Source organism: Streptosporangium longisporum (genome assembly GCF_039534895.1).
GTDB lineage: Bacteria > Actinomycetota > Actinomycetes > Streptosporangiales > Streptosporangiaceae > Streptosporangium > Streptosporangium longisporum.
On sequence record NZ_BAAAWD010000022.1, the window covers coordinates 102,453 to 128,064 of the forward strand.

General features: G+C 73.7%; 23 protein-coding genes. 12 read left to right on the top strand and 11 right to left on the bottom strand.

Annotation, left to right across the window (positions count from 1 at the left end):
- Window positions 1–84 precede the first annotated feature (84 nt).
- From ABD832_RS35870 to ABD832_RS35885, 4 genes are read left to right on the top strand one after another with little or no spacing between them, the layout of a single operon-like run.
- A complete protein-coding gene (locus ABD832_RS35870; RefSeq protein WP_344905426.1) occupies window positions 85–1,542 on the top strand; it encodes an FAD-binding oxidoreductase in 1,458 nt (485 codons plus the stop codon).
- Complete coding sequence (locus tag ABD832_RS35875) at window positions 1,542–2,873, top strand: FAD-binding oxidoreductase (RefSeq protein WP_344904985.1); 1,332 nt, start codon at window positions 1,542–1,544, stop codon at window positions 2,871–2,873. Before ABD832_RS35870 ends, ABD832_RS35875 begins: the two co-directional genes overlap by 1 nt.
- Entirely contained in the window at window positions 2,873–4,132 is a 1,260-nt protein-coding gene (locus tag ABD832_RS35880) for a (Fe-S)-binding protein (RefSeq protein WP_344904990.1), read from the top strand. The genes ABD832_RS35875 and ABD832_RS35880 overlap by 1 nt, the downstream gene beginning before the upstream one ends.
- Complete coding sequence (locus tag ABD832_RS35885; RefSeq protein ID WP_344904995.1) at window positions 4,129–4,935, top strand: IclR family transcriptional regulator; 807 nt, start codon at window positions 4,129–4,131, stop codon at window positions 4,933–4,935. Before ABD832_RS35880 ends, ABD832_RS35885 begins: the two co-directional genes overlap by 4 nt.
- A 104-nt stretch (window positions 4,936–5,039) precedes the next feature.
- Here the strand turns inward: ABD832_RS35885 and ABD832_RS35890 are convergent, their stop codons facing one another.
- Window positions 5,040–5,969 (bottom strand): hypothetical protein, encoded by a 930-nt coding sequence (locus ABD832_RS35890; protein ID WP_344904998.1) that lies wholly within the window; start codon window positions 5,967–5,969, stop codon window positions 5,040–5,042.
- A 169-nt stretch (window positions 5,970–6,138) separates the two neighbouring features.
- Between ABD832_RS35890 and ABD832_RS35895 the strand changes: the two genes are divergently transcribed.
- Window positions 6,139–6,819, top strand: coding sequence for an RNA polymerase sigma factor (locus ABD832_RS35895; RefSeq protein WP_413224477.1), 681 nt, complete (start codon window positions 6,139–6,141; stop codon window positions 6,817–6,819).
- A complete protein-coding gene (locus tag ABD832_RS35900) occupies window positions 6,816–8,009 on the top strand; it encodes a CU044_5270 family protein (RefSeq protein WP_344905001.1) in 1,194 nt (397 codons plus the stop codon). Before ABD832_RS35895 ends, ABD832_RS35900 begins: the two co-directional genes overlap by 4 nt.
- Window positions 8,010–8,024: 15 nt before the next feature.
- Here the strand turns inward: ABD832_RS35900 and ABD832_RS35905 are convergent, their stop codons facing one another.
- Window positions 8,025–8,609 carry a hypothetical protein gene (locus tag ABD832_RS35905; RefSeq protein ID WP_344905004.1) on the bottom strand — a complete coding sequence of 195 codons (585 nt, stop codon included), beginning with the start codon at window positions 8,607–8,609 and terminating at the stop codon, window positions 8,025–8,027.
- A gap of 93 nt (window positions 8,610–8,702) precedes the next feature.
- On the opposite strand from ABD832_RS35905, the gene ABD832_RS35910 reads away from it, so the two are divergent.
- Window positions 8,703–9,386: a response regulator transcription factor gene (locus tag ABD832_RS35910; RefSeq protein ID WP_344905007.1), complete on the top strand. Its 684-nt coding sequence runs from the start codon at window positions 8,703–8,705 to the stop codon at window positions 9,384–9,386.
- On the top strand, window positions 9,383–10,636 hold the full coding sequence (locus ABD832_RS35915) for a sensor histidine kinase (protein ID WP_344905010.1): 1,254 nt from the start codon (window positions 9,383–9,385) through the stop codon (window positions 10,634–10,636). The genes ABD832_RS35910 and ABD832_RS35915 overlap by 4 nt, the downstream gene beginning before the upstream one ends.
- 124 nt (window positions 10,637–10,760) lie before the next feature.
- Here the strand turns inward: ABD832_RS35915 and ABD832_RS35920 are convergent, their stop codons facing one another.
- Both ABD832_RS35920 and ABD832_RS35925 read right to left on the bottom strand, forming a co-directional pair.
- The gene (locus tag ABD832_RS35920) at window positions 10,761–12,638 is read right to left on the bottom strand and encodes a CheR family methyltransferase (RefSeq protein ID WP_344905432.1); all 1,878 of its coding nucleotides are present in this window, start codon (window positions 12,636–12,638) and stop codon (window positions 10,761–10,763) included.
- A gap of 21 nt (window positions 12,639–12,659) precedes the next feature.
- On the bottom strand, window positions 12,660–13,676 hold the full coding sequence (locus tag ABD832_RS35925; protein WP_344905013.1) for a chemotaxis protein CheB: 1,017 nt from the start codon (window positions 13,674–13,676) through the stop codon (window positions 12,660–12,662).
- 100 nt (window positions 13,677–13,776) lie between these two features.
- Between ABD832_RS35925 and ABD832_RS35930 the strand changes: the two genes are divergently transcribed.
- A complete protein-coding gene (locus ABD832_RS35930) occupies window positions 13,777–14,655 on the top strand; it encodes an STAS domain-containing protein (RefSeq protein ID WP_344905016.1) in 879 nt (292 codons plus the stop codon).
- Between the two features lie 96 nt (window positions 14,656–14,751).
- Window positions 14,752–15,495, top strand: a complete 744-nt coding sequence (locus tag ABD832_RS35935) for a hypothetical protein (RefSeq protein WP_344905019.1) — start codon at window positions 14,752–14,754, stop codon at window positions 15,493–15,495.
- A gap of 38 nt (window positions 15,496–15,533) precedes the next feature.
- On the opposite strand, the gene ABD832_RS35940 is transcribed toward ABD832_RS35935, so the two are convergent.
- Window positions 15,534–16,223: an HNH endonuclease family protein gene (locus ABD832_RS35940; RefSeq protein ID WP_344905022.1), complete on the bottom strand. Its 690-nt coding sequence runs from the start codon at window positions 16,221–16,223 to the stop codon at window positions 15,534–15,536.
- Between the two features lie 280 nt (window positions 16,224–16,503).
- Between ABD832_RS35940 and ABD832_RS35945 the strand changes: the two genes are divergently transcribed.
- A complete protein-coding gene (locus ABD832_RS35945; protein ID WP_344905024.1) occupies window positions 16,504–16,659 on the top strand; it encodes a hypothetical protein in 156 nt (51 codons plus the stop codon).
- Here the strand turns inward: ABD832_RS35945 and ABD832_RS35950 are convergent.
- The 5 genes from ABD832_RS35950 to ABD832_RS35970 all read right to left on the bottom strand — a co-directional run bounded on the left by ABD832_RS35950 (window position 16,652) and on the right by ABD832_RS35970 (window position 22,703).
- Window positions 16,652–17,410 (bottom strand): SDR family NAD(P)-dependent oxidoreductase, encoded by a 759-nt coding sequence (locus tag ABD832_RS35950; RefSeq protein WP_344905027.1) that lies wholly within the window; start codon window positions 17,408–17,410, stop codon window positions 16,652–16,654. The two genes, ABD832_RS35945 and ABD832_RS35950, sit on opposite strands and share 8 nt — an antisense overlap.
- A 145-nt stretch (window positions 17,411–17,555) precedes the next feature.
- The gene (locus ABD832_RS35955) at window positions 17,556–19,832 is read right to left on the bottom strand and encodes a tetratricopeptide repeat protein (protein WP_344905030.1); all 2,277 of its coding nucleotides are present in this window, start codon (window positions 19,830–19,832) and stop codon (window positions 17,556–17,558) included.
- 293 nt (window positions 19,833–20,125) lie between these two features.
- Window positions 20,126–20,932, bottom strand: coding sequence for a diaminopimelate epimerase (dapF, locus tag ABD832_RS35960; RefSeq protein ID WP_344905033.1), 807 nt, complete (start codon window positions 20,930–20,932; stop codon window positions 20,126–20,128).
- Between the two features lie 175 nt (window positions 20,933–21,107).
- Window positions 21,108–22,037, bottom strand: a complete 930-nt coding sequence (gene miaA, locus ABD832_RS35965; RefSeq protein WP_344905036.1) for a tRNA (adenosine(37)-N6)-dimethylallyltransferase MiaA — start codon at window positions 22,035–22,037, stop codon at window positions 21,108–21,110.
- A gap of 126 nt (window positions 22,038–22,163) precedes the next feature.
- The gene (locus ABD832_RS35970) at window positions 22,164–22,703 is read right to left on the bottom strand and encodes a methylated-DNA--[protein]-cysteine S-methyltransferase (protein WP_344905039.1); all 540 of its coding nucleotides are present in this window, start codon (window positions 22,701–22,703) and stop codon (window positions 22,164–22,166) included.
- 747 nt (window positions 22,704–23,450) lie between these two features.
- On the opposite strand from ABD832_RS35970, the gene ABD832_RS35975 reads away from it, so the two are divergent.
- Window positions 23,451–24,764 carry a helix-turn-helix domain-containing protein gene (locus ABD832_RS35975; RefSeq protein ID WP_344905042.1) on the top strand — a complete coding sequence of 438 codons (1,314 nt, stop codon included), beginning with the start codon at window positions 23,451–23,453 and terminating at the stop codon, window positions 24,762–24,764.
- 7 nt (window positions 24,765–24,771) lie between these two features.
- On the opposite strand, the gene ABD832_RS35980 is transcribed toward ABD832_RS35975, so the two are convergent.
- A complete protein-coding gene (locus ABD832_RS35980; protein ID WP_344905045.1) occupies window positions 24,772–25,440 on the bottom strand; it encodes a class III extradiol ring-cleavage dioxygenase family protein in 669 nt (222 codons plus the stop codon).
- Window positions 25,441–25,612: the final 172 nt, after the last annotated feature.

Below are 25,612 nucleotides of genomic sequence, written 5' to 3' on the forward strand. Positions count from 1 at the left end.
ACGATGCCGACGACACCAGCGACACCCGCGACGCCGACCACGCCGACCACGCCGACCACACGGACGACACCGGCGGCGCGGACCATGACCCCGGCGGCCCTGGACGAGCCGGTCCGCAGGTTCACCGAGCTCCTCGGCACCGCTTCGGTGATCACGGACCCGGTGCGGCTGCGCACCTACGAGTGCGACGGGCTGACCCACCACCGGGTCACCCCGGGCGTGGTGGTGCTCCCGGGCAGCGCCGAGCAGGTGGCCGCCGTGGTGCGGATCTGCAACGAGTACGGCCTGCCGTTCGTGGCCAGGGGCGCCGGGACCGGCCTGTCGGGCGGGGCGCTGCCCCGGTCCGACGGGGTGCTGGTCGTGACCTCGAAGATGCGGCGGATCCTCTCGATCGACCTGCCGAACCGGCGGGCCACGGTGGAGCCGGGGGTCACCAACCTGGCGATCACCGAGGCGGTCCGCGACCTGGGCCGCTACTACGCGCCCGACCCCTCCAGCCAGCAGGTCTGCACGATCGGCGGGAACGTGGCGGAGAACTCCGGGGGCGCGCACTGCCTGAAGTACGGCTTCACCGTCAACCACGTGATCGGCCTGGAGATCGTCACCCCCGACGGCGACCTCGTCGAGCTCTCCGACACCGACCCCGGCTACGACCTGCTGGGCGCGTTCGTCGGCTCCGAGGGCACCCTCGGCATCGCGACCAAGGTCGTGGTGCGGCTGAGCCGCCTCCCGGAGGCCGTCACGACGCTGCTCGCGGCGTTCACCGACATCGAGGGGGGCGGGCGGGCGGTGTCGGCGATCATCGGCGGCGGCATCGTACCGGCCGCGATCGAGATGATGGACGCGCTCGCCGTCGAGGCCGCCGAGGCGGCCGTGGCGTGCGCCTACCCCGGGGGCGCCGGTGCGGTGCTCATCGTGGAGCTGGACGGTCCCGCCGAGGAGGTCGCCCACCAGTTCGCCGAGGTCCTGCGGATCTGCCGGGACAGCGGCGCGTTCGAGCTGCGGGTGGCCGACGACGCGGTGGAACGGGCCGCGATCTGGCGGGGCCGCAAGTCGGCGTTCGCCGCGGTGGGCCGGATCAGCCCCGCCTACATCGTGCAGGACGGCGTCGTCCCCCGCACCGCGCTGCCCGGCGTGCTGGCCGGTATCGACGCCCTCTCGGCCGAGTACGGCATCCGGGTGGCGAACGTCTTCCACGCCGGTGACGGCAACCTGCACCCGCTGGTGCTCTTCGACGACGCCGAGCCCGGCGCGGCCGAGCGGGCCGAGACCGTCTCGGGACGGATCCTCGACCTGTGCATCGAGCACGGCGGTTCCATCACCGGCGAGCACGGCGTCGGTGTGGACAAAGCCCGATACATGACGAAGATGTTCTCGGAGGACGACCTCGACACCATGCAGCGGGTGCGCTGCGCCTTCGACCCGCGCGGCCTGTCGAACCCGGGCAAGATCTTCCCGACCCCCCGGCTCTGCGGCGAGGTCCCCGGGGTCCGCAAGGGCGTGCACCCGCTGGTGGAGTCCGGACGGGCGGAGCAGTTCTGATGGGATCACCGCGAAGGACACCCGCGGGAACACCCGCGGAGACATCGCCGCACGCCCCGCACGCCCCGGAGACCTCGGAGGCGCTGGACGCGCTCGACGCGACGGGCGTGACGATCAGGAAGGCGGGCCCGGACGACGCGGTAGGTGGCGTACGGCCGCGCTGGGTGGCCCTGCCGGAGAGCACCGCGGAGGTCTCCGCGCTGATGCGCGTCTCGGCCGCGCACGACCTGGCCGTGGTACCGGCGGGCGAGGGCACCCGGCTCGACCGGGGCGCTCCCCCGGAACGCTGCGACCTGCTGCTCGACACCTGCTGCCTGCTGCTCGGCGACGGGTCCGGCGTCGAGCACTCCTTCGGCGACCTGGTGGCCCGGACCGGCGCGGGGCTGTCGCTGGACGCGCTGGCCACCGCGCTCTCGCGCGCCGGGCAGGAACTGGCCCTGGACGGCGTCCGGCGCGACGGCGTCGTCGGCGGGACGGTGGGCGGCACGCTCGCCACCGCGGACGCCGGTCCCCGCAGGTTCCGCCACGGCACCGCCCGCGACCTGCTGATCGGCGTCACCGTCGTGCTCGCCGACGGCACGGTCGCCGTCTCGGGCGGCACCGTCGTCAAGAACGTCGCCGGCTACGACCTCGGCAAGCTCTTCACCGGCTCCTACGGCACGCTCGGCGTCATCACCGAGGCGGTCTTCCGCCTGCACCCGCTTCCGGCGGACCGGCGCTGGGCCGGTGTCGCCCCGCCCGCCGCCGCGCTGCCCGCGCTGGTGGCCGAGCTCGCGGCCTCCCAGGCCGAGCCGAGCGCGATCGAGCTGGACTGGCCGGACGCCGGTGGTGACGCCGGTGGCGCGCCGGTCGTCTGCGTGCTGGTCGAGGGGGTCGCCGCCGGGGCCCGCGCCGAGGCGCTGCGCGCGTCGATGGAGGCGTACGGGAGCGCGTGGGTCTCCTCCGACGCCCCGGCCTGGTGGGCGGAGCCGCCGGGTGAGGAGGTGCTCGTCGAGCTGCGGGTGCCGCCCGCCGCCGCCTACCCGGCGCTGCACGCGGTCGCCGCGCGCGGGCTGCCGGTGAGCGTGCGCGGCTCGGTGGCCTCGGCGGTCCTGCAGGCGGCCCTTCCCCCGGAGACGGGCGAGGCGGAGTTCGCCGGGTTCGTCACGGGCGTGCGCGAGGACCTGGGGCGGCTCGGCGGCGGGCTCACCGTGCTGGCCGCGCCACAGGAGATCGCCCGGGGGGTCGACCGGTGGGGTCCCTCGGGCGCGCTGCCGCTGATGCGCAGGGTCAAGGAACGGTTCGACCCCGGCCGGAGGATGTCCCCCGGCCGGTTCGTGGGAGGGATCTGATGGACCCGGAGCTCATCAACGACTGCGTGCACTGCGGGTTCTGCCTGCCCTCGTGCCCGACGTACGTCCTGTGGGGCGAGGAGATGGACTCCCCGCGCGGCCGGATCCACCTGATGAAACAGCACGTGGAGGGCACCCCGCTGACGCCGGAGATGGCCGGGCACTTCGACGCGTGCCTGGGCTGCATGGCGTGCGTGCCGGCCTGCCCGTCCGGGGTCCGCTACGACCGGCTGATCGAGCAGACCCGGGCCGAGGTGGAGCGGACGCACGTGCGCGAGCCGGACGACCGGGCACTGCGGGCGCTGGTCTTCCAGCTCTTCCCCTATCCGCGGCGGCTGCGGGCGATGCGGCTGCCGCTGCGGCTCAGCGCCGGACTGCGCCGCGCCGCGGCCCCCCGGCTCCGGCGGATCAACCCGTCGCTGGCGGCCATGGCCGAGCTGGCCCCGCCACCCGCCGCCCGGGTACGGCTGCCGTCCAGGGTCACGGCGCGGGGACGGCGCAGGGCCACGGTCGGCATGCTCACCGGATGCGTCCAGGGGGAGTTCTTCCCGCAGGTCAACGCGGCCACCGCCCGGGTGCTCGCGATGGAGGGCTGCGACGTGGTGATCCCCCGCTCCCAGGGGTGCTGCGGGGCGCTGTCGCTGCACTCGGGGCGGGACCGGCAGGCGCTGCGGCTGGCCAGGCGCACGATCGCCGCCTTCGAGCGGGCCGGGGTCGACACGATCGTGGTCAACGCCGCCGGTTGCGGATCGACGATGAAGGGCTACGCCGAGATCCTCCAGGAGGCGGCCGGACCGGGCGGCGACGGGTGGGCCGACCGGGCTCGGGCGATCAGGACCGTGGACCTGGCCGAGTACCTGGCCGAGCTGGGGCCGGTGGCCGAGCGGCATCCGCTCCGGCTCACCGTGGCCTACCACGACGCCTGCCACCTGGCCCACGCCCAGGGGGTACGGTCCCAGCCGCGTGCCCTGCTGGCGGGCATCCCCGGCCTGGAGCTGAGGGAGATCGCCGAGTCGGCGATCTGCTGCGGGTCGGCCGGGACGTACAACATCTTCCGGCCGGAGACGGCCGAGGAGCTGGGCGACCGCAAGGCCGGGCGGGTGCTGGAGACCGGTGCCGACCTGCTGGTCTCGGCCAATCCCGGCTGCACCATGCAGATCGCCTCGGCGATCCGCCGCCGGGGGGCCGCCCCCGTCCCGACGGCGCACACCGCCCAGGTGCTCGACGCCTCCCTGCGCGGGCTCGCGGGGGTGCCGTGAGCGCGGTGCAGTCGGTCGACCGGGCCCTGGACGTGCTGGAGGCGCTGGCCGAGCGGGGCGGGGAGGCCGGGCTCTCGGAGATCGCGGCCAGGACCGGCCTGCCGTACGGGACGATCCACCGGTTGCTGCGCACGCTGCTGGCCCGGGGGTACGTGCGCCAGGAGTCTGACCGCCGCTACGCCCTGGGCGGGGCGCTGGTCCGGCTCGGCGGGGTGGCCGAGCGCATGGTCGCGGTGTGGGCGCAGCCGTACCTGGCGAAGCTGGTCGAGCTGTCGGGCGAGACGGCCAACCTGGCGGTGATGGAGGGCGACTTCGTGGTCTACGTCGCCCAGGTGCCCTCACCGAGGAGGCTGCGGATGTTCGCCGAGGTCGGCAGGAGGGTGCTGCCGCACAGCACCGCGGTGGGCAAGGCGCTGATGGCCGACCGGCCCGACGCCGAGGTGGCGTCGCTGATCGAGCGGACCGGCATGCCCCGCCGGACCGAGAACACGATCACCGACCTGCCCGGGATGCTCGCGGAGCTGAAGCGCGTGCGGGCGTGCGGGTACGCGATGGACCTGGGCGAGGAGGAGCTCGGCGTGCACTGCCTGGCGGTGGGCGTGCGGGACGGGTCGCGGACGGTCGCCGCGCTGTCGGTGTCCGGGCCCGCCGAGCGGATCTCCGCCCTCGACCTGGAGGGCCTCGCCGGGGACATGCGCGCGATGGCCGCCGGGTTCGGCGCGGAGCTGGGCCCCGCCGGCCCTGCCAGCCCCGTCGGCTCCCCCGGCTCCCCTGGCTCGCCCGGTGACGGCGGGACCGGCTGAGGCGCGGGGGGCCGGTCCTCGACGTCCTCGACGTCTCCGCGCGGAGCCGGTGTGCCGTATCTCTGACAGTTCCCGACGGTCCCTGACGGCCCCCGGTGCGGTCCCTAGCGTCCCTGCGGCGGGGTGATGTTGAGGTTGCTGCCCTGCGGCACCGGGACCACGCTGACCTGGCCCTTCTGGATGGCCTGCCAGAGCACGGCCCCCTGCGGGCCCAGGACCTTGACCAGGTCCTTGATCGACTCGATCTCGGTGCGGACCTTGGCGTTGCGCTGGGTCTGCGCGACGTTCTCGGCCTTGGCCGCCTGCTCGGAGGCCAGGGCGTCGACCAGCACGTCCGGCGGCTCGGGCTTCTGGATGGTCAGGGAGATGTCCCCGCACTGCCCGCTGCCCGCGTAGTTCTGGTTGCAGAAGTAGTCGCCGCCGGAGGTCTCCTTGATGAACTCCCGGGCGAGCTCGCCCACCCGCGCCTCCCACGACTGCTTCACCTTGGGGTCGTTGAACAGTCCCCGCCACTCGAACTCCTGCGAGGCGGCGTCCATGGCCCGGTCCAGCGGCACCCGCAGGTAGATGTTGAGCATCCGCCGCCAGCCGGAGGACTCCCCGTCCTCGTGGTAGGCGCCGAACTTCAGCCCGATCTTCTCGTGGAAGGTCTGCAGCGTCCTGCAGTCGGTGTTCAGCGTGAACGTCGCCACCCCGGAGACCGTCATCTCGACGTTGTCCTTGGAGACCACGGACAGCGGCTTGGACTCGGCGTCGTCGGCCCCGGAGAAGTCGAAGGTCCGCTGGCCGAACGGGTAGGAGAAGCCCCGGTCGCCGGGGCCGAGCAGCGTGGCGCCGCTGGAGGGGTTGATGCACTTCTCGAACTTGATGGCCTCGAACGTGCCGCCGGCGTAGTGCAGGACGACCTCGTCGGGCTGGGTGCTCACCCGGGAGCACGCGCTGAGGAGGAACGCGGAGATCACCAGCAGGACGACCACCAGGATCGACCCCTTCAGCAGTGGCCTCCGGTTGCCCGCGGCCTTCTGAGCACTCATCGTCTCTCCCTTTGCGCCCGTTTTCTGAAGGGGGATCCTAGTGGTGCCAGGGCGGGGGCGACGTACCAGGCCGAAGGGTGGAACCCGTCCGGGACGGTCGGCGGAGTAGGGGTGGGAGCGCGGACGCGCTCCGGAAGGGATTCCCGATGACGACCGTACGGAACGGGTGGTGACACTGAGCCTCCCGCAACGGGCGTGGGCGCCTCCCGAGTCCCCGCCCTCCGAGTCCCCGCCCTCCACGCTCGCGCCTTCCGGGTTCGCGCCTCCCGAGTCCCCGGCCTCCGCGTTCGCGGTCCCCGGGTCCCCGCCCCCCGACGACGCGACGCTGATCGGGGAGTCGCTGTCGGACCCCGACAGGTTCGCCGGGCTCTTCGACCGGCACGCCGACGAGATCCACCGGTACGTGGCGCGGCGGCTCGGTGACGTGACCACGGCCGACGACGTGACCGCCGAGACGTTCCTGGTGGCCTTCCGCAAGCGCGGCCGGTACGACCCGGGCCGTCCCGACGCCAGGCCCTGGCTGTACGGGATCGCCTCCAACCTGGTCTCCGGCCACCGCAGGGCCGAGACCCGCAGGCTGCGGGCGCTCGCCCGGCAGGCCCCCGAGCGCGCGGCCGAGTTCGAGGAGCGCAGTGCCGAACGCGTCACCGCCGGCCGCCTGCGGCCCGCGCTGGCCGCCGCCCTGGCCCGGCTCGGTTCCGCCGAGCGGGACCTGCTGCTCCTGGTGGCCTGGGCCGACCTGAGCTACGAGGAGGCCGCGCAGGCGCTCGGCATCCCGATCGGGACCGTCAGGTCCCGTCTCTCCCGCACCCGGACCAAGGTCCGCCGCCTTCTGGAGTCGCAGTCATGAACGAGGACGAGATCGAGCTGGTGGCCGCCCTCCGGCCCGAGGTGGCGCCGTACGACGCCGAGGCCAGGCTGGCGGCCCGCGGGCGGCTGCTCGCCGCGGGACCGCGGGACGCGCGGGGACCGCGGGCGGGGCGCCCTCCGGTACGCCGGCCGGCCTGGCGCGGCCCGTACGCGAGGGTGCTGGCCGGGGCGCTCGCGGTGGCCGCGGGGGCGACCGCGATCGTCCTGACCGGGGCCCCGGGCGACACCCCGGCACCGGGCGTGAGCGCGGGGCAGGGGGCGGGGCGGGAGACCGTGGCGGGCACAGGCGGGAAGACGGGTGGCGAGACGGTGGCGGCGATGCCCCGCTTCACCGTCGTCTCCGCGAGCGAGGTGCTCGACCGGGCCGCGCGGGCCGCGTCCAGGACCGACCTCGCGCCCCGCGACGACCAGTTCGTCAGGGTCGAGTCGGAGACGATGCACGGCGCGTTCGGCGGGGGGGCGGTGAACGCGGAGACGGGACGGACCACCGAACAGACCCGCTACCTCTACCGGGCCAGGCGGACCATCTGGCTCTCCGCCGACGGGACGAGGGACGGGGTGCTGCGGATCGAACACCTGGAGCCCAGGGCCTACCCGGGCTGGCCCGTTCCCCCGTCGGCCCACGAGGAGACCGGCGTGAGGACGATGCCGCTGCCGAGCTGCGGGGGTATTCCCGACCACGCGCGTACCGACCACGCCGCGCTGAGGAGGCTGCCCACCGACCCCGAGGGGATGCGCGCCCACCTCTACACCGGGGACCGGGGCGGGAAGTCGAAGGACGGGGCGGCGTTCACCGCGGCGGGCGACATGCTCCGGGAGACCTACATGCCCCCGGCGCAGCGGGCGGCGCTGTTCAAGGCGGTGGGCACCATCCCCGGGGTCGAGGCCACCGGGCGGGCGCCGGACGCGGCCGGACGGGAGGGCGTCGGCGTGGGCCGGGTCGGCCTGGACGGCGTCCGGTACGAGCTGATCTTCGACGCCGAGACGTACGAGCTGCTCGGCGAGCGCGGGATCGTGGTGGACGCCAAGGCCGCGGGATCCCCCGTGGGGAGCCTGGTCGCCTCCACCGCCCAGCTCTCGGTCGGCGTGGCCGACGAGGCACCCGGTGTGGAGGAGATGGAGGCGAAGGAGAAGGAGGGGACGAAGGCCGGCTGCGGCGACGGCGGCTGAGCGTCCGGAGGCGGGTCAGCCGCGGACGCGGTGGGCGGGAGAGCCGTCGGCCGAGCAGTACACCTCGACCTTGAGCTCCCGCTCCTCCGACTCGAACTCGGCGTGGGCCCGGCTCGCGGGGCCGCGTTCGACGTCGTCGGCCTGGAATCCCTGGGCCGGGCTCCACGACCGGAGCGTGACCAGGCCGTCCTGGCACCGGGCGATGATCCGTCCGCCCACCGTGTCGATCACGCCGCTCTTTCCCACGGGCGCGGGAGGCGCGGTGGAGGCGGCGGGCCCGGGGGTGACGGTCACCGTGACGGTCGGCTCGGGAACGGCCGGTGTGGGAACGCCCCGGGGGCCGGGGGTCGCGGTACGGGCGGGCGGGGTCGCGGGGACCGTCCCCGAGGGGGTGCCGGAGGTCCCCGCCGGGGCGGGGAGGGCGTCGGGCCGGGAGGAGGCCAGGGCGAGCGCCTCGTCCACCTCGGCGGCCGACAGCGGTCGCAGGCCGGTGTCCGTCAGCGGTTCGCCCAGCCGGTCGATCACGGCCACCCCCGCCCCGACGGCGAGGAGGCCGGTGACCAGCCAGCCGGTCACGGCCAGTAGGAGACGCCTGCGCATGCGCCCAGCCTGCCACCTCCCGCGATAAGAGGAGGTTAAGGGGCCGATAACCGGCTTCCGGTGCCGCCCGGAAGGAGGCTAACGTGGCGGCAAATGTCGAACGTGCTGCTCATCGAGGACGACGCCGCGATCCGCACCTCCCTCACCCGGGGCCTGCGCGACCGCGGTCACGCCGTGTCGTCCGCCCCGGCCGCCCTCGACGGCCTGCGGCTGGCCGTCGAGGAACGTCCCGACCTGGTCGTGCTCGACCTCGGCCTGCCCGACCTGGACGGGGCCGACCTGCTGCGGATGCTGCGCGCGGTGAGCCGGGTCCCGGTGATCGTGGCGACCGCGCGCGACGGTGACGCGGAGATGGTCAGGCTGCTGGACGCGGGCGCCGACGACTACGTGGTCAAGCCGTTCAGCGCGGCCCAGCTCGACGCCCGGATCCGGGCGGTGCTGCGGCGCGCCGCGGGCGAGGACCGGGCCGACAGCTCGGTCACCGTCGGGGGGCTGCGGATCGACCCGCGCTCCCGGGAGGCGACCCTGGACGGGACGGCGCTGGACCTCAGCCCGCGGGAGTTCGACCTGCTCCACTACCTGGCCGCCCGGCCCGGCGAGGTCGTCACCAAGCGGGAGCTGCTCACCCACGTCTGGCAGATCCCCTACGGGGGCGCCGACAAGACCGTGGACGTCCACCTGTCGTGGCTGCGCCGCAAGCTGGGCGAGACCTCCCAGGAGCCCCGCTACCTGCACACGGTCAGGGGTGTCGGCGTGCGGCTGGCCGCTCCGGCATGAGGCGCTGGCTGACCCTGCTGGTCGCGGCGACCACCTCCCTGGTGCTGATCGCGCTGCTGGTCCCGCTGGCGCTGCTGGTCCGAACGGTGGCGGCGGGCGCGGCGGTCGGCGAGGCCGAGAGCGAGGCCCAGTCGGTGGCGGTGGCGGTCGGCGCGGTGGACGCCGAGACCCTGTGGCTCACCGTCGAGCAGGCCGCGCACCCGGTCACCGTCTTCCTGCCCGACGGCCGGGTGGTCGGCGTGCCCGCGCCGCGCTCCGCCGCCGTGGAGCTGGCCTCGCTCGGCCGCAGCGTCACCGCCGCCGCGCCCGGCGGACGGGAGATCCTGGTCGCCGTCCAGGGGGTCGCACCCGGCGGTACGGCGGTGGTCCGCGTCTTCCTGGACGACGACCGGCTGACCAGGGGGGTGTTCCAGGTCTGGGCCGGGCTGGCCGCGCTCGGTCTGGCCCTGGTCGTGCTGGGCGTCCTGGTCGGCGACCGGCTGGCCCGCGCGGTGATCCGGCCGATCACCGCGCTGGCGGGGGTGTCGCACCGGCTCGCCTCCGGCGACCTGTCGGCCAGGACCGTGCCCGACGGCCCGCCCGAGGTGCACGCGGTCGGTGTCGCCCTCAACCACCTGGCCGAGCGGATCACCGGCCTGCTGGCCGAGGAGCGCGAGAGCGTCGCCGACCTGTCCCACCGGCTGCGGACCCCGCTGACCGGGCTGAGGCTGGAGGCCGAGTCGCTGGCCGACCCGGAGGAGTCGGCCAGGATCGAGGCCCGGGTGGACGCCCTGGAACGCGCCGTGACCTCGGTGATCACCGAGGCCAGGCGGCGGGCGCGGGGCCGGGCCGAGTGCGACGCGGCGGCGGTGACCGGCGCCAGGGTCGCGTTCTGGTCGGTGCTGGCCGAGGACCAGTCGCGGCACTTCACCCTCGACCTGGCGCCCGGACCGCTCCCGGTCGGGATCGCCGAGGACGAGCTGGCCGCCTGCGTGGACGCGCTGCTCGGCAACGTCTTCGCGCACACCCCGGAGGGGGTCTCGTTCTCCGTACGGCTGGAGGCCGCCGACGGCGGCGCGCTGCTGACCGTCTCCGACGCCGGTCCGGGCTTCGCCACGTCCGACCCGTCCAGGCGCGGCGAGAGCGGGGCCGACTCGACCGGGCTGGGCCTGGACATCGCCCGCCGTACGGCCGAGTCCGCGGGCGGCTCGCTCTCGCTGCGCGCCTCCGCGCAGGGCGGGGCGGAGGTGGTGCTGTCCCTGCGGGCCTGAAACGCCGGGGACCCGACCTGGAACGCCGGGAGCCGGGCCTGGAACGCCGGGAACCCGACCTGGAACGCCGGGGACCGGGCCTGGAACGCCGGGAAGCGGGCCTGGAACGCCGGGGAGCGGCCGGTCAGCCCGGCTCCTGCCGGAGAAGGTTCATCACCATGATCACGCCGTGCGGCGCCTGGTCGTCGGTGCTCAGCGGGGAGAGCACGACCCCGATCCGGGCGGGCCTGCCCCTGCGGTTCACGCCGTCCAGGACGACGGTCTCGGGACGGCCGTTCCCGTTCCCGTTCCCCGGGACCGGTGTCTCCTCCAGGGTGCGCTGCATCCGGGAGAGGATCTCCTCGACCGGCAGGCCGATGTCCAGGGCGGCCAGCCGGCAGCCGATCGCCTCGTCGGCGCGCAGCCCCCACAGCTCCTCGGCCCCCGGGCTCCAGACCAGCACCCGCAGCTCGGTGTCGACCACGGCCACGGCGTCGCCGAGGCTGCGCACCACCGAGGAGACCAGGACGGTGGCCCGCCTGAGCTCTTCGCTGCGCGCGTTCAGGGTGTCGTTGATCTGCTGGAGCTCGTCGTTGGTCGACTGCAGCTCCTCGTTCATCGTCTCCAGCTCCTCGTTGGTGGACTGGAGCTCCTCGTTGGTGGTCTCCAGCTCCTCGTTCGTGGACTGAAGTTCCTCGTTGGTGGTCTCCAGTTCCTCGTTGGTCGACTGAAGTTCCTCGTAGGCGTGCTCCAGCTCCCTGTTGGTCTGCTCCAGCCGGTCGCGGAGCTGCCGGTAGCGCGTCACGTCGTGGAAGTTGACGCCCACGCCCACCAGGTCGCCGTCCGGGTCCATGAGGGGGACGACGGCGATGTCGAAGAAGCTGGTCTCGGGTGCGTTCGGCCGGTGCCAGGCCACGTCCTGCAGCTCGGCGACGCGCAGGTCCTGCTCCACCTGCTCGATCACCGAGCGGAGCTCGACCGGCCGGTAGGACACCTCCAGGTCCTGGAAGGGACGGCCGATGTCGCGCGCGTTGAGGTTGAAGAGCAGCTCGGCGCGGGTGTTGGCCAGCGCGAGGTTGCGGGAGCGGTCGAGCGCGATCTGCGCGACCGGGCCGGTGGCCAGCGCCGCCGCCTGCAGCACCGTGTGCCGCACGTACGGGCGGGCCTGCGAGGCGCCACCGGCCGACCAGGTGGCGCGGTCGGTGGCCGGGGCGACGCCGATCTTCTTGAACAGCCGCATCCTGAGGTCCACCGGCTCGAACCTGTCACCGTGGTTGAGCAGCATCTCGGCCTTGCCCAGGAAGAGGTAGCCGGGGTCGGCGAGCGCGAAGTGGAACCGCCGGACGATGCTGAGCTGGGTCTCGCCGTTGAAGTACATCAGCGTGTTGCGGGCCAGCAGCAGGTCGACCCGGGAGATCGGCGCGTCGCGGGTGAGGTCGTTGCGGCCGAAGATCAGCTGACGGCGCAGGTCGCGCCGGAACGCGAACCCGGCCTCCACCGGCTCGAAGTAGGTCTCGCGCATCCCGTCCGGCAGCTCGGCCAGCTGGCGCTCGGAGTAGACGGCCGCGCGCGCCGTCTGCAGGGCCTTCTGGTCCAGGTCGGTGGCGTAGATCTTCACCCGCTCACGGAACTCGTCGACGCCGAGCTCCTCGGCCAGCACCATCGCGAGGCTGTACGCCTCCTCGCCCGTGGCGCAGCCCGCGCTCCACACCCGGATCCCCGCCCCCGGCCCCTTGCTCGCCAGCAGGGCCGGGATCACGCTCTCGCGGAGCGTCTGCCAGGCGGCCGGATCGCGGAAGAAGGCGGTGACGTTGATCAGCAAGCTGTCGAAGAGCCGGTTGAACTCCTCGGGCTCCAGTTCCAGGTAGTCCCGATACTCGCCGTAATCATGAAGTTTGAGCGCCTCCAGGCGCCTGCTGATACGCCGCATGAGGGTGGTGCGCTTGTACCCCGTGAAGTCGAAGCCGCGCGTTTCCTTGAGCATGGCGAGCAGATCGTCGAATTCACGTTCGTCACCGGGCATCACGATGTCAGCCTAGGCCCGTCACGCGTTGCCGTGTGAAACAAGGTCGTCACCGGCACTGTCGATGCGGCCCTGGAGCATGCGCATCGTCTCCAGCGCCTGCCCGGTCTCCTCGGCGTCCTGCCGCAGCCGCCGCGCGGAGTGGTTACTCCCCCGCGACTCGGCGCGCTCGGCCATGCGGCCGAGCAGGCGCAACCGCTCCTCCAGCCGCAGGATCGCCGTCCACAGGGCCCGCTCCACGGCCTCGGCCTGGCCCGCCGCCAGCCCCTTCGAGGTCCAGGCGTGGCCCACCCGGCACCCGTAGTACATCTCGGGTCCCGTCGCCGTCTCGTACACCGGGCCGCCGCACTCGGGGCAGCTCAGCGCGGTGAGCTCCCCCTCGTGCGCCTCGCTCCCGGCGGCGAGCATGTACCGGGAGACCTCCTGCTCGACGCTTTCGTCCCTGACGAAGTCCCCGGTGACCGGGGTACGGCTCTGCCGCACGAGCCATCCGGCGATCTCCCGCACGGGGAGGCTCTCCGCGTTCCGGGTCGCGGCCAGGGCCGCCCGGGGCATGCCGTCGAACGTGCTCTCCCCCGGGTCCTGGACGGCGACCGCGCCACCGTGGCGCTCCACCACCGAGCTCCCCCTCGCCCCGTCGTCGAGCGTGCCGCTCAGCACGACGGCGAGCGTGCGCGGGCCTCCCTCCAGCGCCGCGCTGAGGAACAGCGGGTCGGCGGCCGGCCGGTGCCCGTTGTAGCGGGGGCCGCGTACCAGCCTGATCACCCCGTCCTTGACCAGAAGGTGGCGGTCGGGAGGCGCCACGTGGACACGGCCGTGCAGCAGCACCTCCCCGTCCCGGGCCGCGGTGACGGGCAGCGGCCCGGCCCGGTCCAGGATGCCGGCGAGCGCGCTCTCGCCGCGCGCGGGCAGGTGGAGCACCACCAGCACGGCGGCGGCGAGGTCGGCGGGAAGTTCCGCCGTCAGGGCGCGCAGCGCCTCCACACCGCCCGCCGACGCGGCGACGACAACCAGGTCACGTCCGTTCGAAGCTGCCACGTTCGGCCTCTATCCAGCCGGGCCCCATTCATACTGGGGACCGTAGAATTGTCGGCGGAGCCGTGAAAACCCCCGTGAAGGGTATGGCCACTGTATGGACATGTCTGTCTATGTCATTCATCAGTACGGTGACACGGCCCTCGTAGCCGTGCTGGGTGAGATGGACGCCTTCAACTACCGGCTCCTGGAGTCGGAGCTGGAGTCCCTGATGCTGGAGGGTGCGCGGCACATCCTGGTGGACGCCGGCGAGCTGTTGTTCTGCGACGTCAGCGGGGCCCGGGCGCTGGAGCGGGTGCACCAGAGCCTCCGCTCGACCGGGGGAGAGCTGTTCATCGTCCCCTCCCCGTCCATCGTCCGGCTGCTCACCGTCCTGTGGGGGGCCCAGGAGCCCGGCCAGCCGGGCCTGGTGACCGCCTTCAGCCTGGGTGACCTCTCCGGTGTCCTGTCGCTCTCCCCGCGGCACGTCCCCACCGTGCGCCGCGTCGGCACCGGGCGCCGTGCGCGACGGGGCCCCGGCGTGCAGGTCCCGGCCGTCCTGCCGGAGACACCCGACACCCGGGCCGGCTCAGCCGTCCCACCGGCCGCCGCTCCCCCGGAGGGGCACGGCCCGGAGAGTCCCGCCCCGGCAGGCCCGGTCTCTCCCGTCGTCCCCGTCGTCCCCGTTGCCGGGGACGACGTGGCACCCGCCCGGAGCGCACCGGCGCTCTCGGGTGAGGTCGCGCGGACCGGGCGGGTCTCGGGCACCACGAGGTCCGCGTACGCCGACCACGTGCCGCATCCGGCCCTGGAGAGGTCGGCGCGGCTGAGGAGGGAGGCGGCGGCGCGCCTGGAGACGCTGCACCACCGCACCCGGACGACCTGCGCGAGGCTGGCCGAGATGCACGACCGCCTGCACACCCTGCAGGCCCGGCTGGACACCCATGTCGCGGTGCGCGCCGCGGTACGGCTGGCCTGTGACGACCTCACGCCCCTGGGGTGAGGCAGGATCGGGCGCGCGGGCCCGCGCGCCCGGCCCGCACGGCGCGTGGGCCCCCCGGCGCGGGTTACGGGGGGCCTGAGCGGAAAGCATGATGGCATGGCCAGTGCTTCCGGGACCGGTGACGACCCCGATCCCCGTCCCCGTGACGAACCGGCCGCCGGTTCCGGCGATCGGCGTGACCGGGACGAACGGAGCGAGCGCGCCCGCGAGCGCGTCGAGCAGGCCTCCGAGCGGGGCGGGCAGGCCGCCCGGCGCCGGGACGAGCTCTCCGGCGACGCGTCCGCTCCCGCGCCCGACGCCGGTGAACGGCTGGCCCACGCCGACGCCCGGCTGCGGCAGGCGCGCTCTCGCGCCGACCAGGCCGGAGAGCGCGCGGTGGCCGGCTACCGGTCCGCCGCGCGAGCGCACAGGGACGCGGCCGCGGGCCACGAACGGGCCGCGGCGTCGGGGAGCGGCGACGCGGAGAGTCACCGGCTCCGGGCCGTCGACCACCTGTACAAGGCCGCCGCCGATGAGCACCGGGCAATCATGGCCGAGCAGACCGGCACGACCGAACGCACCCGGCGGGCCGAACGCGCCGAAGCGGCGGGGCGTACGGAAGAAACCGAGCGGGCCGAAGAGCCCGGACGGGCCGAAACCACCGAGCGGACCGAGAACGTCAAGCGAACCGAGGACGCAGGACGGGCCGAGGACGCAGGACGGGCCGAGGACGCAGGACGGGCCGAGGACGCAGGACGGGCCGAGGACGCAGGACGGGCCGAGGATGCCGGGCGTCCGGAGGGATCGGGCCGGGACCCGGGCCCAGAACCGCGCCAGGATCCGGGGCGAGCCGCCCCCTGAACGCGCGGGCCCGGTCGCGGGCGGTCGGTCCGTCCGCCTCAGCAGGACTTGAGCACGCCCTCCATGGCGTCCTTCTCCGCGGACGTCACCCAGAGGTCGTACTTGATCTTCACCCGGATCTGGCGCTCGACATAGGGGCACCGGTAGGCACGGCGCGGCGGCAGCCAGGTGGCCGCGTCCCCGGCTCCCTTCTGGCCGTTCAGCGGACCGTCCACGGCCATCAGGTTCAACGGGTCGTTGGCCAGTTCCTTGCGCTTGGACGCGCTCAGCTGCTGGGCGCCCTTCTGCCAGGCGTCGGCGAGCGCGATCACATGGTCGATCTGCACCGCCATGCTGCTCCTGGTCCCGCGTTCGAACTTTATGGTCTTGCCGCTGTAGGGGTCCTCCAGGACGCCGGACTGCACGACGCAGCCGTCCTCGCCCTTCTTGAAGACCTCTTCCTTCAGGTCGCGGATGAGGATGTCGTTGCGGGTGTCGCAGCCGTTGCCGTCGACGTCCGACCATGCGGGGCCGAACTTGTCTCGGTCGTATCCGGTCATCGGGGCGCGGCCCTTGACCTGGAGCTTCTTCAGGTCCTTGAGGGTGGCGGACGCGGTCTTCCCGTCTCCGGAGGAGCCCGCCCCACCGTCCGACCCACCGGGTGCCGGGCCGCAGCCCGCGATCACGAACCCTACCGTCGCGACGGCCACACCCCGTGCCAGCGCAGCCCGCACCATGCCACCCCTCACCGCGTTCACCATCTCTGAAGTGGCAAATTATCCAAGATTCCAGCTCTTAATCGTAAAAGCCTCAAGCGCTCTTCCAAGGCGCCGAAGCCATTCTCCACCCCATTCATCTCTTTCCCGCATCTTCGTCCTGACCTGCCGTGACACCGATGGTGCGCCGGGAGCCGAACACGCCGACGCACGGAGTTTCACGCAGTACCCCTATCGACCGTCCAAAGCGAGGGTGCTCCAATGGCAAAGAACGCTCACTTTCGGTGAGCGACCGGACACGGAGAGGATCAACATGCGTGAGATCTCGGCGCGTCATCCCCGTCTCGCACGTGCCACGGCCGGGCTCGCCGTCGCCGCGAGCGCCCTGCCGTGGACCGGTACGGGCGCCTTCGCGGCGGTGGCCCCGGGCCGGGCGGCCGACGCCCGGCACGGGCGTCCGGTCAGGTGATCAGGATCCCGCCGTCGACCGGGATCACCGCACCGGTGACGTACGAGGCGGCGTCCGAGGCGAGGAAGATCGCGGCGGCGACGAGCTCGGCCGGGTCGCCGGCGCGCTTCATCAGCACCCGGTGCTCCAGCTGCAGGGCCAGATACCCCTCGGCGTACTGCTCGGTCATCTCCGAGGCGAAGAACCCCGGCTCGACGCAGTTGACCCGGATGCCCCGGCGGCCCGTCCACTGCTGGGCGAGGTCGCGGGTGAGGCCGACGACCCCCGCCTTGGAGGCGCTGTAGGCGGCCTGCGGCAGACCCGCGGTCGTCTCCCCCAGGACGCTGCCGACGTTGACGATCGAGGAGCCCGGCCTCATGACCCGGGCACAGGCCTGGGCCATCCAGTAGGTGCCGTGCAGGTTGACCTCCACGACCTGGCGGAACTGCTCGGGGGTCTCCCGCAGCGCCGGGACCGCGGCGCCCACACCGGCGTTGTTGATCAGGATGTCCACCGCGCCCAGCTCGGAGACCGCCGCGGAGACCAGGGCCTCGCAGTCCTGCGGGCTGGTCACGTCGGTGACGACGGCCAGGCACCGCCTGCCGGTCTCCTCGACCAGGGCGCGGGTCTCCTCCAGGCGGTCCTTGCGGCGCGCGCCGATCGCGATGTCCGCGCCCGCCTCGGCCAGCCCTCTCGCGAACGCCACGCCCAGGCCCGAGGAGGCGCCGGTGACGATCGCGACCTTGCCGTCCAGCCGGAACCGTTCCAGCATTCCGCTCCTCCCTCGCCCGCCCGATGTGTAGAACGAGATTCTAGAGGCTTACGGCGGACCGCCCGCGAGGGGACCCCTCACGGGCGGTTCGGACACCGGTCGGACACAAGGACGCGCGTTCCGCGGCTCGGAGCCGGGACGCGTCCTACAGCCCGTACTCCTTGGTGATCCGCTCGTGCCGCTCCACCTCGACGTCGACGGTCCTGGCCAGGTCGAGCCAGGCCAGCGGGTGCACCCAGCGCTCGGTCGCGTCGTCCAGCAGCGCGTCGACCTCGACCGGGCTGACGTCCGGCGGCACCGCGATCCAGCCGAACACGCCGGGCAGCGGCTCGCCCGAGGTCGGGTGGGTGACGGTGTAGTCGTCGTCGCTGTAGACCCACATCGGCCAGCCGCGCTCGGCCAGGACCTCGTTGAACTCCGTCCAGTCGGCCTGACTGGGGGCGGCGCCGTCAAAGAACCAGCTGGTGTAGCCACCGGGACGGAGCATGCTGACCGCGGCGAAGGGCGGGACGAAGTTCTCCTGCTCCTCGGGCGTCTCCGGGATCGGCTCCAGCAGCTGCGGCTCGAACACGACCAGGTCACCGGCGTTGTACTCCATGCCGGGAGGCTGCGGGATGGCCAGGCGCGCGGTCGCGGGACCGGTGCGCACGCTCAGCACCTGGCGCTGGCTGCCGTCGGGGGCGGGAAGGATGATGCGCACCAGGCCCATCTCCTCCTCGATCGGCCCCTCGGTGGACTGGATCGGCATGCCGATCTTGGCGGCACCCAGGCGCACGGTCTCCCAGTCCTCGCCGGCCGAGGCCATGACGACCATCCGCCAGACGTCCTGCTGCTCGATGTCCTCGGAGTCGATGCGGTCGCGCAGGATGGCCGCGCCCTTGGCGTTGTCGCCGAGCTGCTGCACGGCCGCGGACCACAGCCGGGCGGCCTCGATGCCCATCCCCTCGGCGGCGGCGGCCTCGCCCTCGGCCGCGGCCTGCTCCCAGCGCTCCCGCGCGGTGTGCAGGCGGCCCAGGGCCATGTGGCGCTGCCCGGCCGGGAGCCGCTCGGCCATCTGCTCCAGGCGCTCGTCCTGGCGGGCCTCGATGAGCAGGCTGCTGAGGTACGTGGAGTCCTGCGGGTCGGCGTTCTCGATGTCGCCGGACTCGACCAGCATGGTCCAGTAGATGTCGGCGCCCCTGGCCGGGTAACCGAGGAAGCCCAGCGTGGTGGTGTGGCGCCGGGTCGCCTCCAGGTCCCGGCCGGACAGCGGGGTCAGCCAGCCCACCCAGCGCTCGGGGTCGGCGTTGAAGCCGTCCGCGGCGTCGAAGTAGCCGACCAGCTCCGCCTCCGGTCCCGGGGCCGGGAGCGGGGTGGCCTCGTCGGCGGCGGCGCGCAGCGCGGCGATCCGCTCGGCCACGTCACCGGGGCTCTTGAGCTCCCCGGCCGCCGAGTCGGCCAGGTCGGCCAGGAGCCGGGCCTGCCAGATCCCCTGGCGGGCGACGGCCAGGTGACCGGCGATGAGCGCCAGCTCGACCCTGGCCCGGTAGCCGCCCATCATGGCGAAGTAGTCGATCCACTGCTTGAGCACCCGGCCCAGCTGCCAGGTGTTGGTGATCTGGGCGGACCCGGCCAGCAGGCGGATGGCGTGCGACCACTCGACCCAGACGCGGGGGTGGTCGCCGACCACGTCGAGGTCGGGCAGCGCGTCGACGGCCTCCTGCACCCGGCCGAGGGTGGCGAGCACGAGCGCGCGGAGCACGCCTTCGCGGTGGGCCTTGGCCACCGGGTCGTCGGGCTTGAAACCGGCCGCGGCGTCGAGCGCGGTCAGCGCGTCCTCGGCGCGACCGGCGGCGAGCAGCGCGCGGGCCGAGGCCGCTCCCAGCTCCCAGCTCGCCTCGCGTCCCGCGCCGCCCAGTGTCTCCACGGCGGTCTCGGCGTGCAGGACGGCCTCCTGGGCGCGGCCCGCGTCGATCAGTGCGGCCACCTGGTGCTCGGCCACGGCGGAGAACGCCGGGGAGGCGGGCTCGACGTCCAGCGCCGACAGCGCGGTCAGCCGCTCGGTGGCGTACCCCGGCCCGTCGGTGTTCGCCTGGGCGATGGCCAGCGCCACGACGGCGCCGGGGGTGGCCGGGCACTCGCGGACGTCGTCACGCGCGGTGAACTCGGCAAGCGTCTCGGCGTCGGCGAGCGCGACCGCTCCCTGCGCCCGGTCGCCCACGCGGCCGATCAGGTGCCAGTAGCGGGCGTAGAACTCCAGCCAGGGCAGTTGCAGGTTCTCCGCCTGCTGCGCGATCGCGGGCGCGAGCACGTCGAGCTGCGCGTACCGGCCCTCCAGGGCCTGCGCGGGAACATCTCCGATCGCCATGGCCAGACCGGTGTTACCTGCTTCGTGCAGTTGCCGCTGGGTGTCGCCCACCCAGGCCCAGATGTCCACGTCCATGGGACGTCAGTCTGCCAGGTCGGGGAGGATGCCCCAAACGACATGGCGTTCCCGGGAGCCGAAAGGACCCGCCGGGCGCGCGACGCGGTCCCTCGCAACGGTCCCGTACGGCCGGTGCGCGCGACCCGTGCGCGCGACCCGCGGCCACATCCGGCCAGGACCCGCCGTCACGGCCGGAGCGCCACCGGCGGCCGGAGCGGCACCGGCGATCCGAGCGACCCGGACGGCCCGAGCGGCCCGGACGCTCCGGACGCTCCGGACGCTTCGGACGCTTCGGACGCTTCGAAGCAGGGTCAGAGCGTGAGCTCGCCGGACGCGACCAGGACGGCGGGCCCGGCCAGGTAGCTGGTGTCCTCGTCGAGGGTGACGGTGACGGTGCCGCCGAGCACCTCGACCGCCCAGGTGCCGGTGCTCTCACCGGCCAGCCGCGCGGCCGCCACGGCCGAGGCGACGGCTCCGGTGCCGCAGGAGCGCGTCTCCCCCGACCCGCGTTCGAAGACCCGCATGACGACCCTGCGCGTCCCGACCGGGTTGAGCAGCTCGACGTTGACCCCGGCGGGGAACACCTCGGGGTCGAACGCGGGAGCGCCGCTCAGGTCGAGCTGCGCCACCGGGTCGCCGATGACGCATGCAAGGTGCGGGTTGCCCATGTCGACGTGGAGGCCCTCGTACCCGCGGCCGGCCACGGTCGCCCGGCTGGTGCCCAGCACGCGGGGCGGGCCCATGTCCACGGTCACGTCACCGGTCTCCGCCAGCCGTACGCGCCGGACCCCGCCCCGGGTGGCGACGGCGAACTCCCCGGGCTCGGCCAGCCCCGCGTCGACGAGGTAGCGGGCGAAGACCCGTGTCCCGTTGCCGCACATCTCGGCCTTGCCGCCGTCGGCGTTGCGGTAGTCCATGAACCACTCGGCCTCGCCGGCCTGGGCGGCGACCTCCGGGCTGAGCTTCGTCCGCGTCACGCGGAGCACGCCGTCCGCGCCGATCCCGGCGCGGCGGTCGCACACCGCCGCCACGAACGCGGCGGACAACTCCAGCTCACCGTCCGGATCCGGGAGGATGACGAAGTCGTTCTCGGTGCCGTGCCCCTTCGCGAATCGCATGCCCCGACTCTATCGGGAGCCCTCCCCCGCACCGGAAACGCTCCACCTCCCCGGGCTCCTCGGCCCTTCCGGGATCGAGGATCTTCGGCCCCGCAGGGCTCCCCCGGCCCCGCAGGGATCCCCCGGACCCGCAGGGATCCACGGGGCCGCGGGGATCCACGGGGCCTTCCCGGCCTTACGGGGTCCCTTCGTCCCCGTCGCCCCGGTGGATCGCGGCGAGCGCGCGGCGCAGGAGATCGGGTTCGCGCTGGGGCAGCCAGATCACCCGGGGATCGCGGCGGAACCACGACTCCTGGCGGCGGACGAACCTGCGCGTGGCCCTGATCGTCTCCTGCATGGCCTCCTCCTCGGTGCACTCGCCGCCGAGGAAGCGCAGCACCTGCGCGTACCCCAGAGCCCGGCTGGCCGTACGCCCCTCGGCGAGCCCGCGCGCGGCGAGCTCCCTGACCTCGGCCACCAGCCCGTCCCGCCACATGCGCTCGACCCGCGCCTCGACCCGGGCGTCCAGCACGTCCCTGGGCACCTCCACGCCGAGCTGGACGCTGTCGTAGACGGCGTCGTACGACGGCATCGTGGCCGAGAACGGCCGGCCGGAGATCTCGATGACCTCCAGGGCGCGGACGATCCTGCGGCCGTTGCCGGGCAGGATCGTCCCGGCCGCCTTCGGGTCGCGTTCGCGGAGCCGCCGGTAGAGGGGGTCCGGGCCGTGCAGGGCCAGTTCCTCCTCCAGCCGGGCACGGACGCGCGGGTCGGTGCCGGGGAACTCCAGGTCGTCCAGGGCGGCCCGCACGTACAGCCCGGAACCGCCCACCAGGATCGGCACCGTCCCGGCGGCCCGCAGCCCGTCGATCAGCGGGCGGACCAGCGCCTGGTACTCGGCCACGCTGGCCGTCGTGGTCACGTCCCAGACGTCCAGCAGGTGGTGCGGCACGCCACGGCGCTCCGCCACGGGGAGCTTGGCCGTCCCGATGTCCATTCCCCGGTAGAGCTGCATGGAGTCGGTGTTGATCACCTCGCCCCCGAGTTCGAGGGCGAGGTCCACGGCCAGGTCGGATTTACCGGCCGCGGTCGGGCCGACGACGGCGATGACGGGTAGCTGAGGCACAGGGCAAGTGTGCCAACTCCCCGGACGCGCGGAGGGCGACAGGCCCCCCGCCCCCGGGCCGGCGGCCCCATACGGCCCCGTCGGCGACCGGACCGGCACGCAGGGACGGCCGGCCGCGGGCCGGGATCAGTCCCAGTCGAGCATCGGCTGCAGGTACCCCTCCAGGGTGAGCAGCCGGCGTTTGGACTCCACACCCTCACCCGCGCTGAACCCGCCGAGCCCGTTGCCCGCGACCACCCGGTGGCAGGGCACGATGAGGGGGATCGGGTTGGCACCCATGATCGACCCGATGGCCCGCGCCGGGACACCCGTCCCGCTGCGGGCGGCCAGCTCGCCGTAGGTCACCGCCCGGCCGTAGGGAACGGTCTCGTACAGGGTGCCGAGCACCCTGCGCTGCACCGGCGAGGTCAGCCGCCAGTCCAGCGGGACGTCGAAGACCCGCAGCCGCTCGGCGTAGTAGTCGCCCAGCTGGTCCAGGACGGCCGCGGTCCTGCCGGGGTCGTCCGTCTCCGCCAGCCCCAGACGGTCCAGCAGGCCGGCCCTGAGACGGGACGGATCACCCCAGCCGGTGCCCGCCACCCCCTCCTCGGTCACGGCGACGACCATGTCCCCCAGCGGCGTGGGGAGGCTTCCGAACGCCACGGTCGACGCCACGGTTCCCGCCATCGCTCTCGCGCCTCCCGTGTCCCTTGGTGTCACTGCGTGTGCCGGTCGTGCCCGCCCCTCGGCCACACGTTCACGCCACCGTAGCCACGACGGACGACATTCTCCCCGCTTCCGTGGCCCTCCCGATCCCGGATCTCCGATCTCCGCGTCCGCGTTTGCGGACAACGCGGCCGGGCTCGTGCCACCGAGGGTGCCCCGGCCCGTCCGCGCGGATCCGGAGACGGACCGGAAGGAGGCCGGAGACGGACCCAAAGGAAGAAGGTGGGAGGGGATGGGACAGAAAGGTGGGAGGGGATGGACGCGAACACCGCGCCCATCCCCCGGCCGTATCACGCCGTCGCCGGAGAATGTGGCCGCGCATCCGTCCGGACCCCGCCGTCGACGACGGCGATGGCCGGGAACCCATCGAATCCTGCTCTCCCCTGTCGTCGTCACCGCGCTGGGGGCGGGGACGACGCTGCAGCAGGTTTCGACTTCCGATGATGAAAGCTTCAGGATGGAATGCCGAGGCCGCCCCATCCCTCACGGGCCGGATGCTTTGCACGGTCGGCCGGATCGCTCATTTCCCGCGAGCGTGACCGGCCATTCTCCGCCGAACCCTTCTCCCGGTCGTGCGGTACGGTGTGGCATCAAGAATCCTGACCTGCCGGTCCCGTCGTCAAGACGGAACGCGGAGGTAGGGACGGCGGGATGAGAAAACACCCTCTGAACTGCGGTTGTGGCGGACTCGCGGGACGTTGTGGTGGGATGCCGCCGTGGGTAGACCGCCACAGGGGGCACTCGGTGACCGAACGTGATCTTGAGGAGTTCGCCGGTTATCTACGGGGCATGAAGGAGCGGACGGGGCGGAGCTATGAGGCGCTCGCGAAACGAGCGGGAATCAGCAGCTCGGCGATTCACCGTTACTGTTCCGGGAAAGGGTTGCCGGCCGACTTCGGCACGGTGGAGCGCATAGCCAAGGTATGCGGGGCCCACTCCGACGAACTGCTCGAACTTCATCGCCGCTGGATACGCGCGGAGGCGGCACAGGCGTGGGCCAAGGCCGAGGGGGCGCCGACCGTCCCCAGGGACGCGGCCGTCGCGGAGCCCGCCGGTCCGTCAGCCGGTCCGCCCGCCGGTCCGTCCTCCGAGGAGGAACCGACCGCCACGGGGGGCGAGCCGGTGCGGGACGATCCCCCGGCGCCCGCGCCGCCTTCGGACGAGCAGGAGAGGCGTCCGGCGGACCAGCCGGAGAAGCGGCCGGTCGGCCCGGCCCGGTTCTCCTCCATCCCCTTCGTACGGCGCTGGCTCACCGTGGCGGTGGTCGCGCTGAGCTGTTCCGGCGCGGCCGCGGTCGGCACGGCGGCGTTCATGAGCACGACGGCCGCGGCGCCGGGCCCCACCACCCCGGCCCCCTCGGCGGCGCCGGAGGACGGGCGCCTGCTGCTCTCCCGGGCCTGCCCGCCGATCATGGCGCTGGGAGAGCACGACGAGTGCGTCCGGGAACTGCAGAGGATCCTGCTGAAGGCGGGCGGGCTGGTGCAGATCGACGCCGACTTCGGGCCGGGGACCCTCCGGCACGTGGTGGCGTTCCAGGTGCTGGCGGGGATGGAGCCCAACGGCCTGGTCGACGACGCAACCAAGCGCATGCTGTACCAGAACACCGTGAAGATGATCCGCTGGTCACCGGCGAAGGTCGAGGGCAGGATCAAGGAGGTCTTCCCCGAGGAGCCCGACCGCGCGGTCGGCATCGCCAAGTGCATGTCGTTCCTCGACCAGTACTACTCGCTGCCCAACGTCGACGGCACACGTAACTGGGGCGTCTTCCAGATCTCCGACCGGAGGCTGGCCGAGCTCGGCGGCAGCCCGTTGCGGGCGTTCGACCCGGAGTGGAACATCCAGGCGGCCCGGCGGCTGTGGAGCCAGAACCGGGACTTCAGCCACTGGGAGAACTGCGACCAGACCTACCGCCGGCCGGAGCGGAGCCCCGATCCCAAGGGCGGCTCCACGTCGAGCCCGGCCCCCGGGAAGAAGAAGCCGTCGCCGAGCCCGTCCCCCGGACGGGACGGGAACGGCCGCTGAGCCGGGATCACACCGTCCAGCGGGCGACGAAGTAGCCGACGCCGTACGGCGCGTCGTCGTAGAGGACCTCGGCGCGCAGGCCTTTTCCGAGGCCGCGGAGCACCTGCAGGGCCGCGCGGCCCTGCACCCAGAGCTCCGCGGCCTCGGCGGCGTCGAGCTCCGGCGCCTCGGCGCGGGCGAGCGCCTCGACGATCATGCGGTTGTACGGCTCGGCGCGGGGGTCGAGGTGGCCGGGGGACTTCTCGGTGAGGCGGGCCGAGCCGTCGGCCATGACGAGCAGCGCCGTCCGCCCGGCCTCGTCCGCGAGCCGCCGGCCCAGGGCCGCGCACTCCCGCAAGGGGGCGTCGAAGGCGACCGCCTGGAACCCCGTCGCCTCCATGCGCTCCCGCTCCAGGAGCCATCGGCCGATCGTCAGCGAGAGCGGCAGGACGGGCTCTCCCTCGCCGGTCCGGACGTCGGCGCCCCAGGGGGCGAGGCCGCCCGCGGCGTCCGCGCCGTACGCCGCGGTCCCGCTCGCGCCGCCCACCACCGTGATCGCGTCGGCCCCGGCGTCGCGCAGCGACCCCACCGCGGCCGCGCAGGCCGCCCTGAGGTCGTCGAGTTCCGCGGCGGCGGCTCCGGCCAGCGCCGGGACGAGCAGCGGAGGATGCGGGCACACGGCCACGGCGACGAGCATCCGGCCAGACTAACGGTGTCCGGCGGACGCCCGGCGCGCGCGGGCGCGGGCCCGGCGGACGCCCAGCACGCCCGGCGGGTGAACGGCGCGCCCGGTGTCATGGCCTCCGCGGGTGCGGAGCCGGGGGCCGCCACGGCGTTCGCGGGCCCGGCCACGGCGTGCGCGGGTCCGG

Bases quoted from the DNA above. Each gene is read 5' to 3' on its own strand.
- ABD832_RS35930 (WP_344905016.1), top strand. From the start codon at position 13,777: ATGTCTGTCTATGTCATTCATCAGTACGGTGACACGGCCCTCGTAGCC.
- ABD832_RS35970 (WP_344905039.1), bottom strand. From the start codon at position 22,703: ATGGCGGGAACCGTGGCGTCGACCGTGGCGTTCGGAAGCCTCCCCACG.
- ABD832_RS35880 (WP_344904990.1), top strand. From the start codon at position 2,873: ATGGACCCGGAGCTCATCAACGACTGCGTGCACTGCGGGTTCTGCCTG.
- ABD832_RS35905 (WP_344905004.1), bottom strand. From the start codon at position 8,609: ATGCGCAGGCGTCTCCTACTGGCCGTGACCGGCTGGCTGGTCACCGGC.
- ABD832_RS35955 (WP_344905030.1), bottom strand. From the start codon at position 19,832: ATGGACGTGGACATCTGGGCCTGGGTGGGCGACACCCAGCGGCAACTG.
- ABD832_RS35950 (WP_344905027.1), bottom strand. From the start codon at position 17,410: ATGCTGGAACGGTTCCGGCTGGACGGCAAGGTCGCGATCGTCACCGGC.
- ABD832_RS35980 (WP_344905045.1), bottom strand. From the start codon at position 25,440: ATGCTCGTCGCCGTGGCCGTGTGCCCGCATCCTCCGCTGCTCGTCCCG.
- ABD832_RS35920 (WP_344905432.1), bottom strand. From the start codon at position 12,638: ATGCCCGGTGACGAACGTGAATTCGACGATCTGCTCGCCATGCTCAAG.
- dapF (WP_344905033.1), bottom strand. From the start codon at position 20,932: ATGCGATTCGCGAAGGGGCACGGCACCGAGAACGACTTCGTCATCCTC.
- ABD832_RS35915 (WP_344905010.1), top strand. From the start codon at position 9,383: ATGAGGCGCTGGCTGACCCTGCTGGTCGCGGCGACCACCTCCCTGGTG.
- ABD832_RS35935 (WP_344905019.1), top strand. From the start codon at position 14,752: ATGGCCAGTGCTTCCGGGACCGGTGACGACCCCGATCCCCGTCCCCGT.
- ABD832_RS35890 (WP_344904998.1), bottom strand. From the start codon at position 5,969: ATGAGTGCTCAGAAGGCCGCGGGCAACCGGAGGCCACTGCTGAAGGGG.
- ABD832_RS35945 (WP_344905024.1), top strand. From the start codon at position 16,504: ATGCGTGAGATCTCGGCGCGTCATCCCCGTCTCGCACGTGCCACGGCC.
- ABD832_RS35900 (WP_344905001.1), top strand. From the start codon at position 6,816: ATGAACGAGGACGAGATCGAGCTGGTGGCCGCCCTCCGGCCCGAGGTG.
- ABD832_RS35975 (WP_344905042.1), top strand. From the start codon at position 23,451: ATGCCGCCGTGGGTAGACCGCCACAGGGGGCACTCGGTGACCGAACGT.
- ABD832_RS35910 (WP_344905007.1), top strand. From the start codon at position 8,703: ATGTCGAACGTGCTGCTCATCGAGGACGACGCCGCGATCCGCACCTCC.
- ABD832_RS35875 (WP_344904985.1), top strand. From the start codon at position 1,542: ATGGGATCACCGCGAAGGACACCCGCGGGAACACCCGCGGAGACATCG.
- ABD832_RS35870 (WP_344905426.1), top strand. From the start codon at position 85: ATGACCCCGGCGGCCCTGGACGAGCCGGTCCGCAGGTTCACCGAGCTC.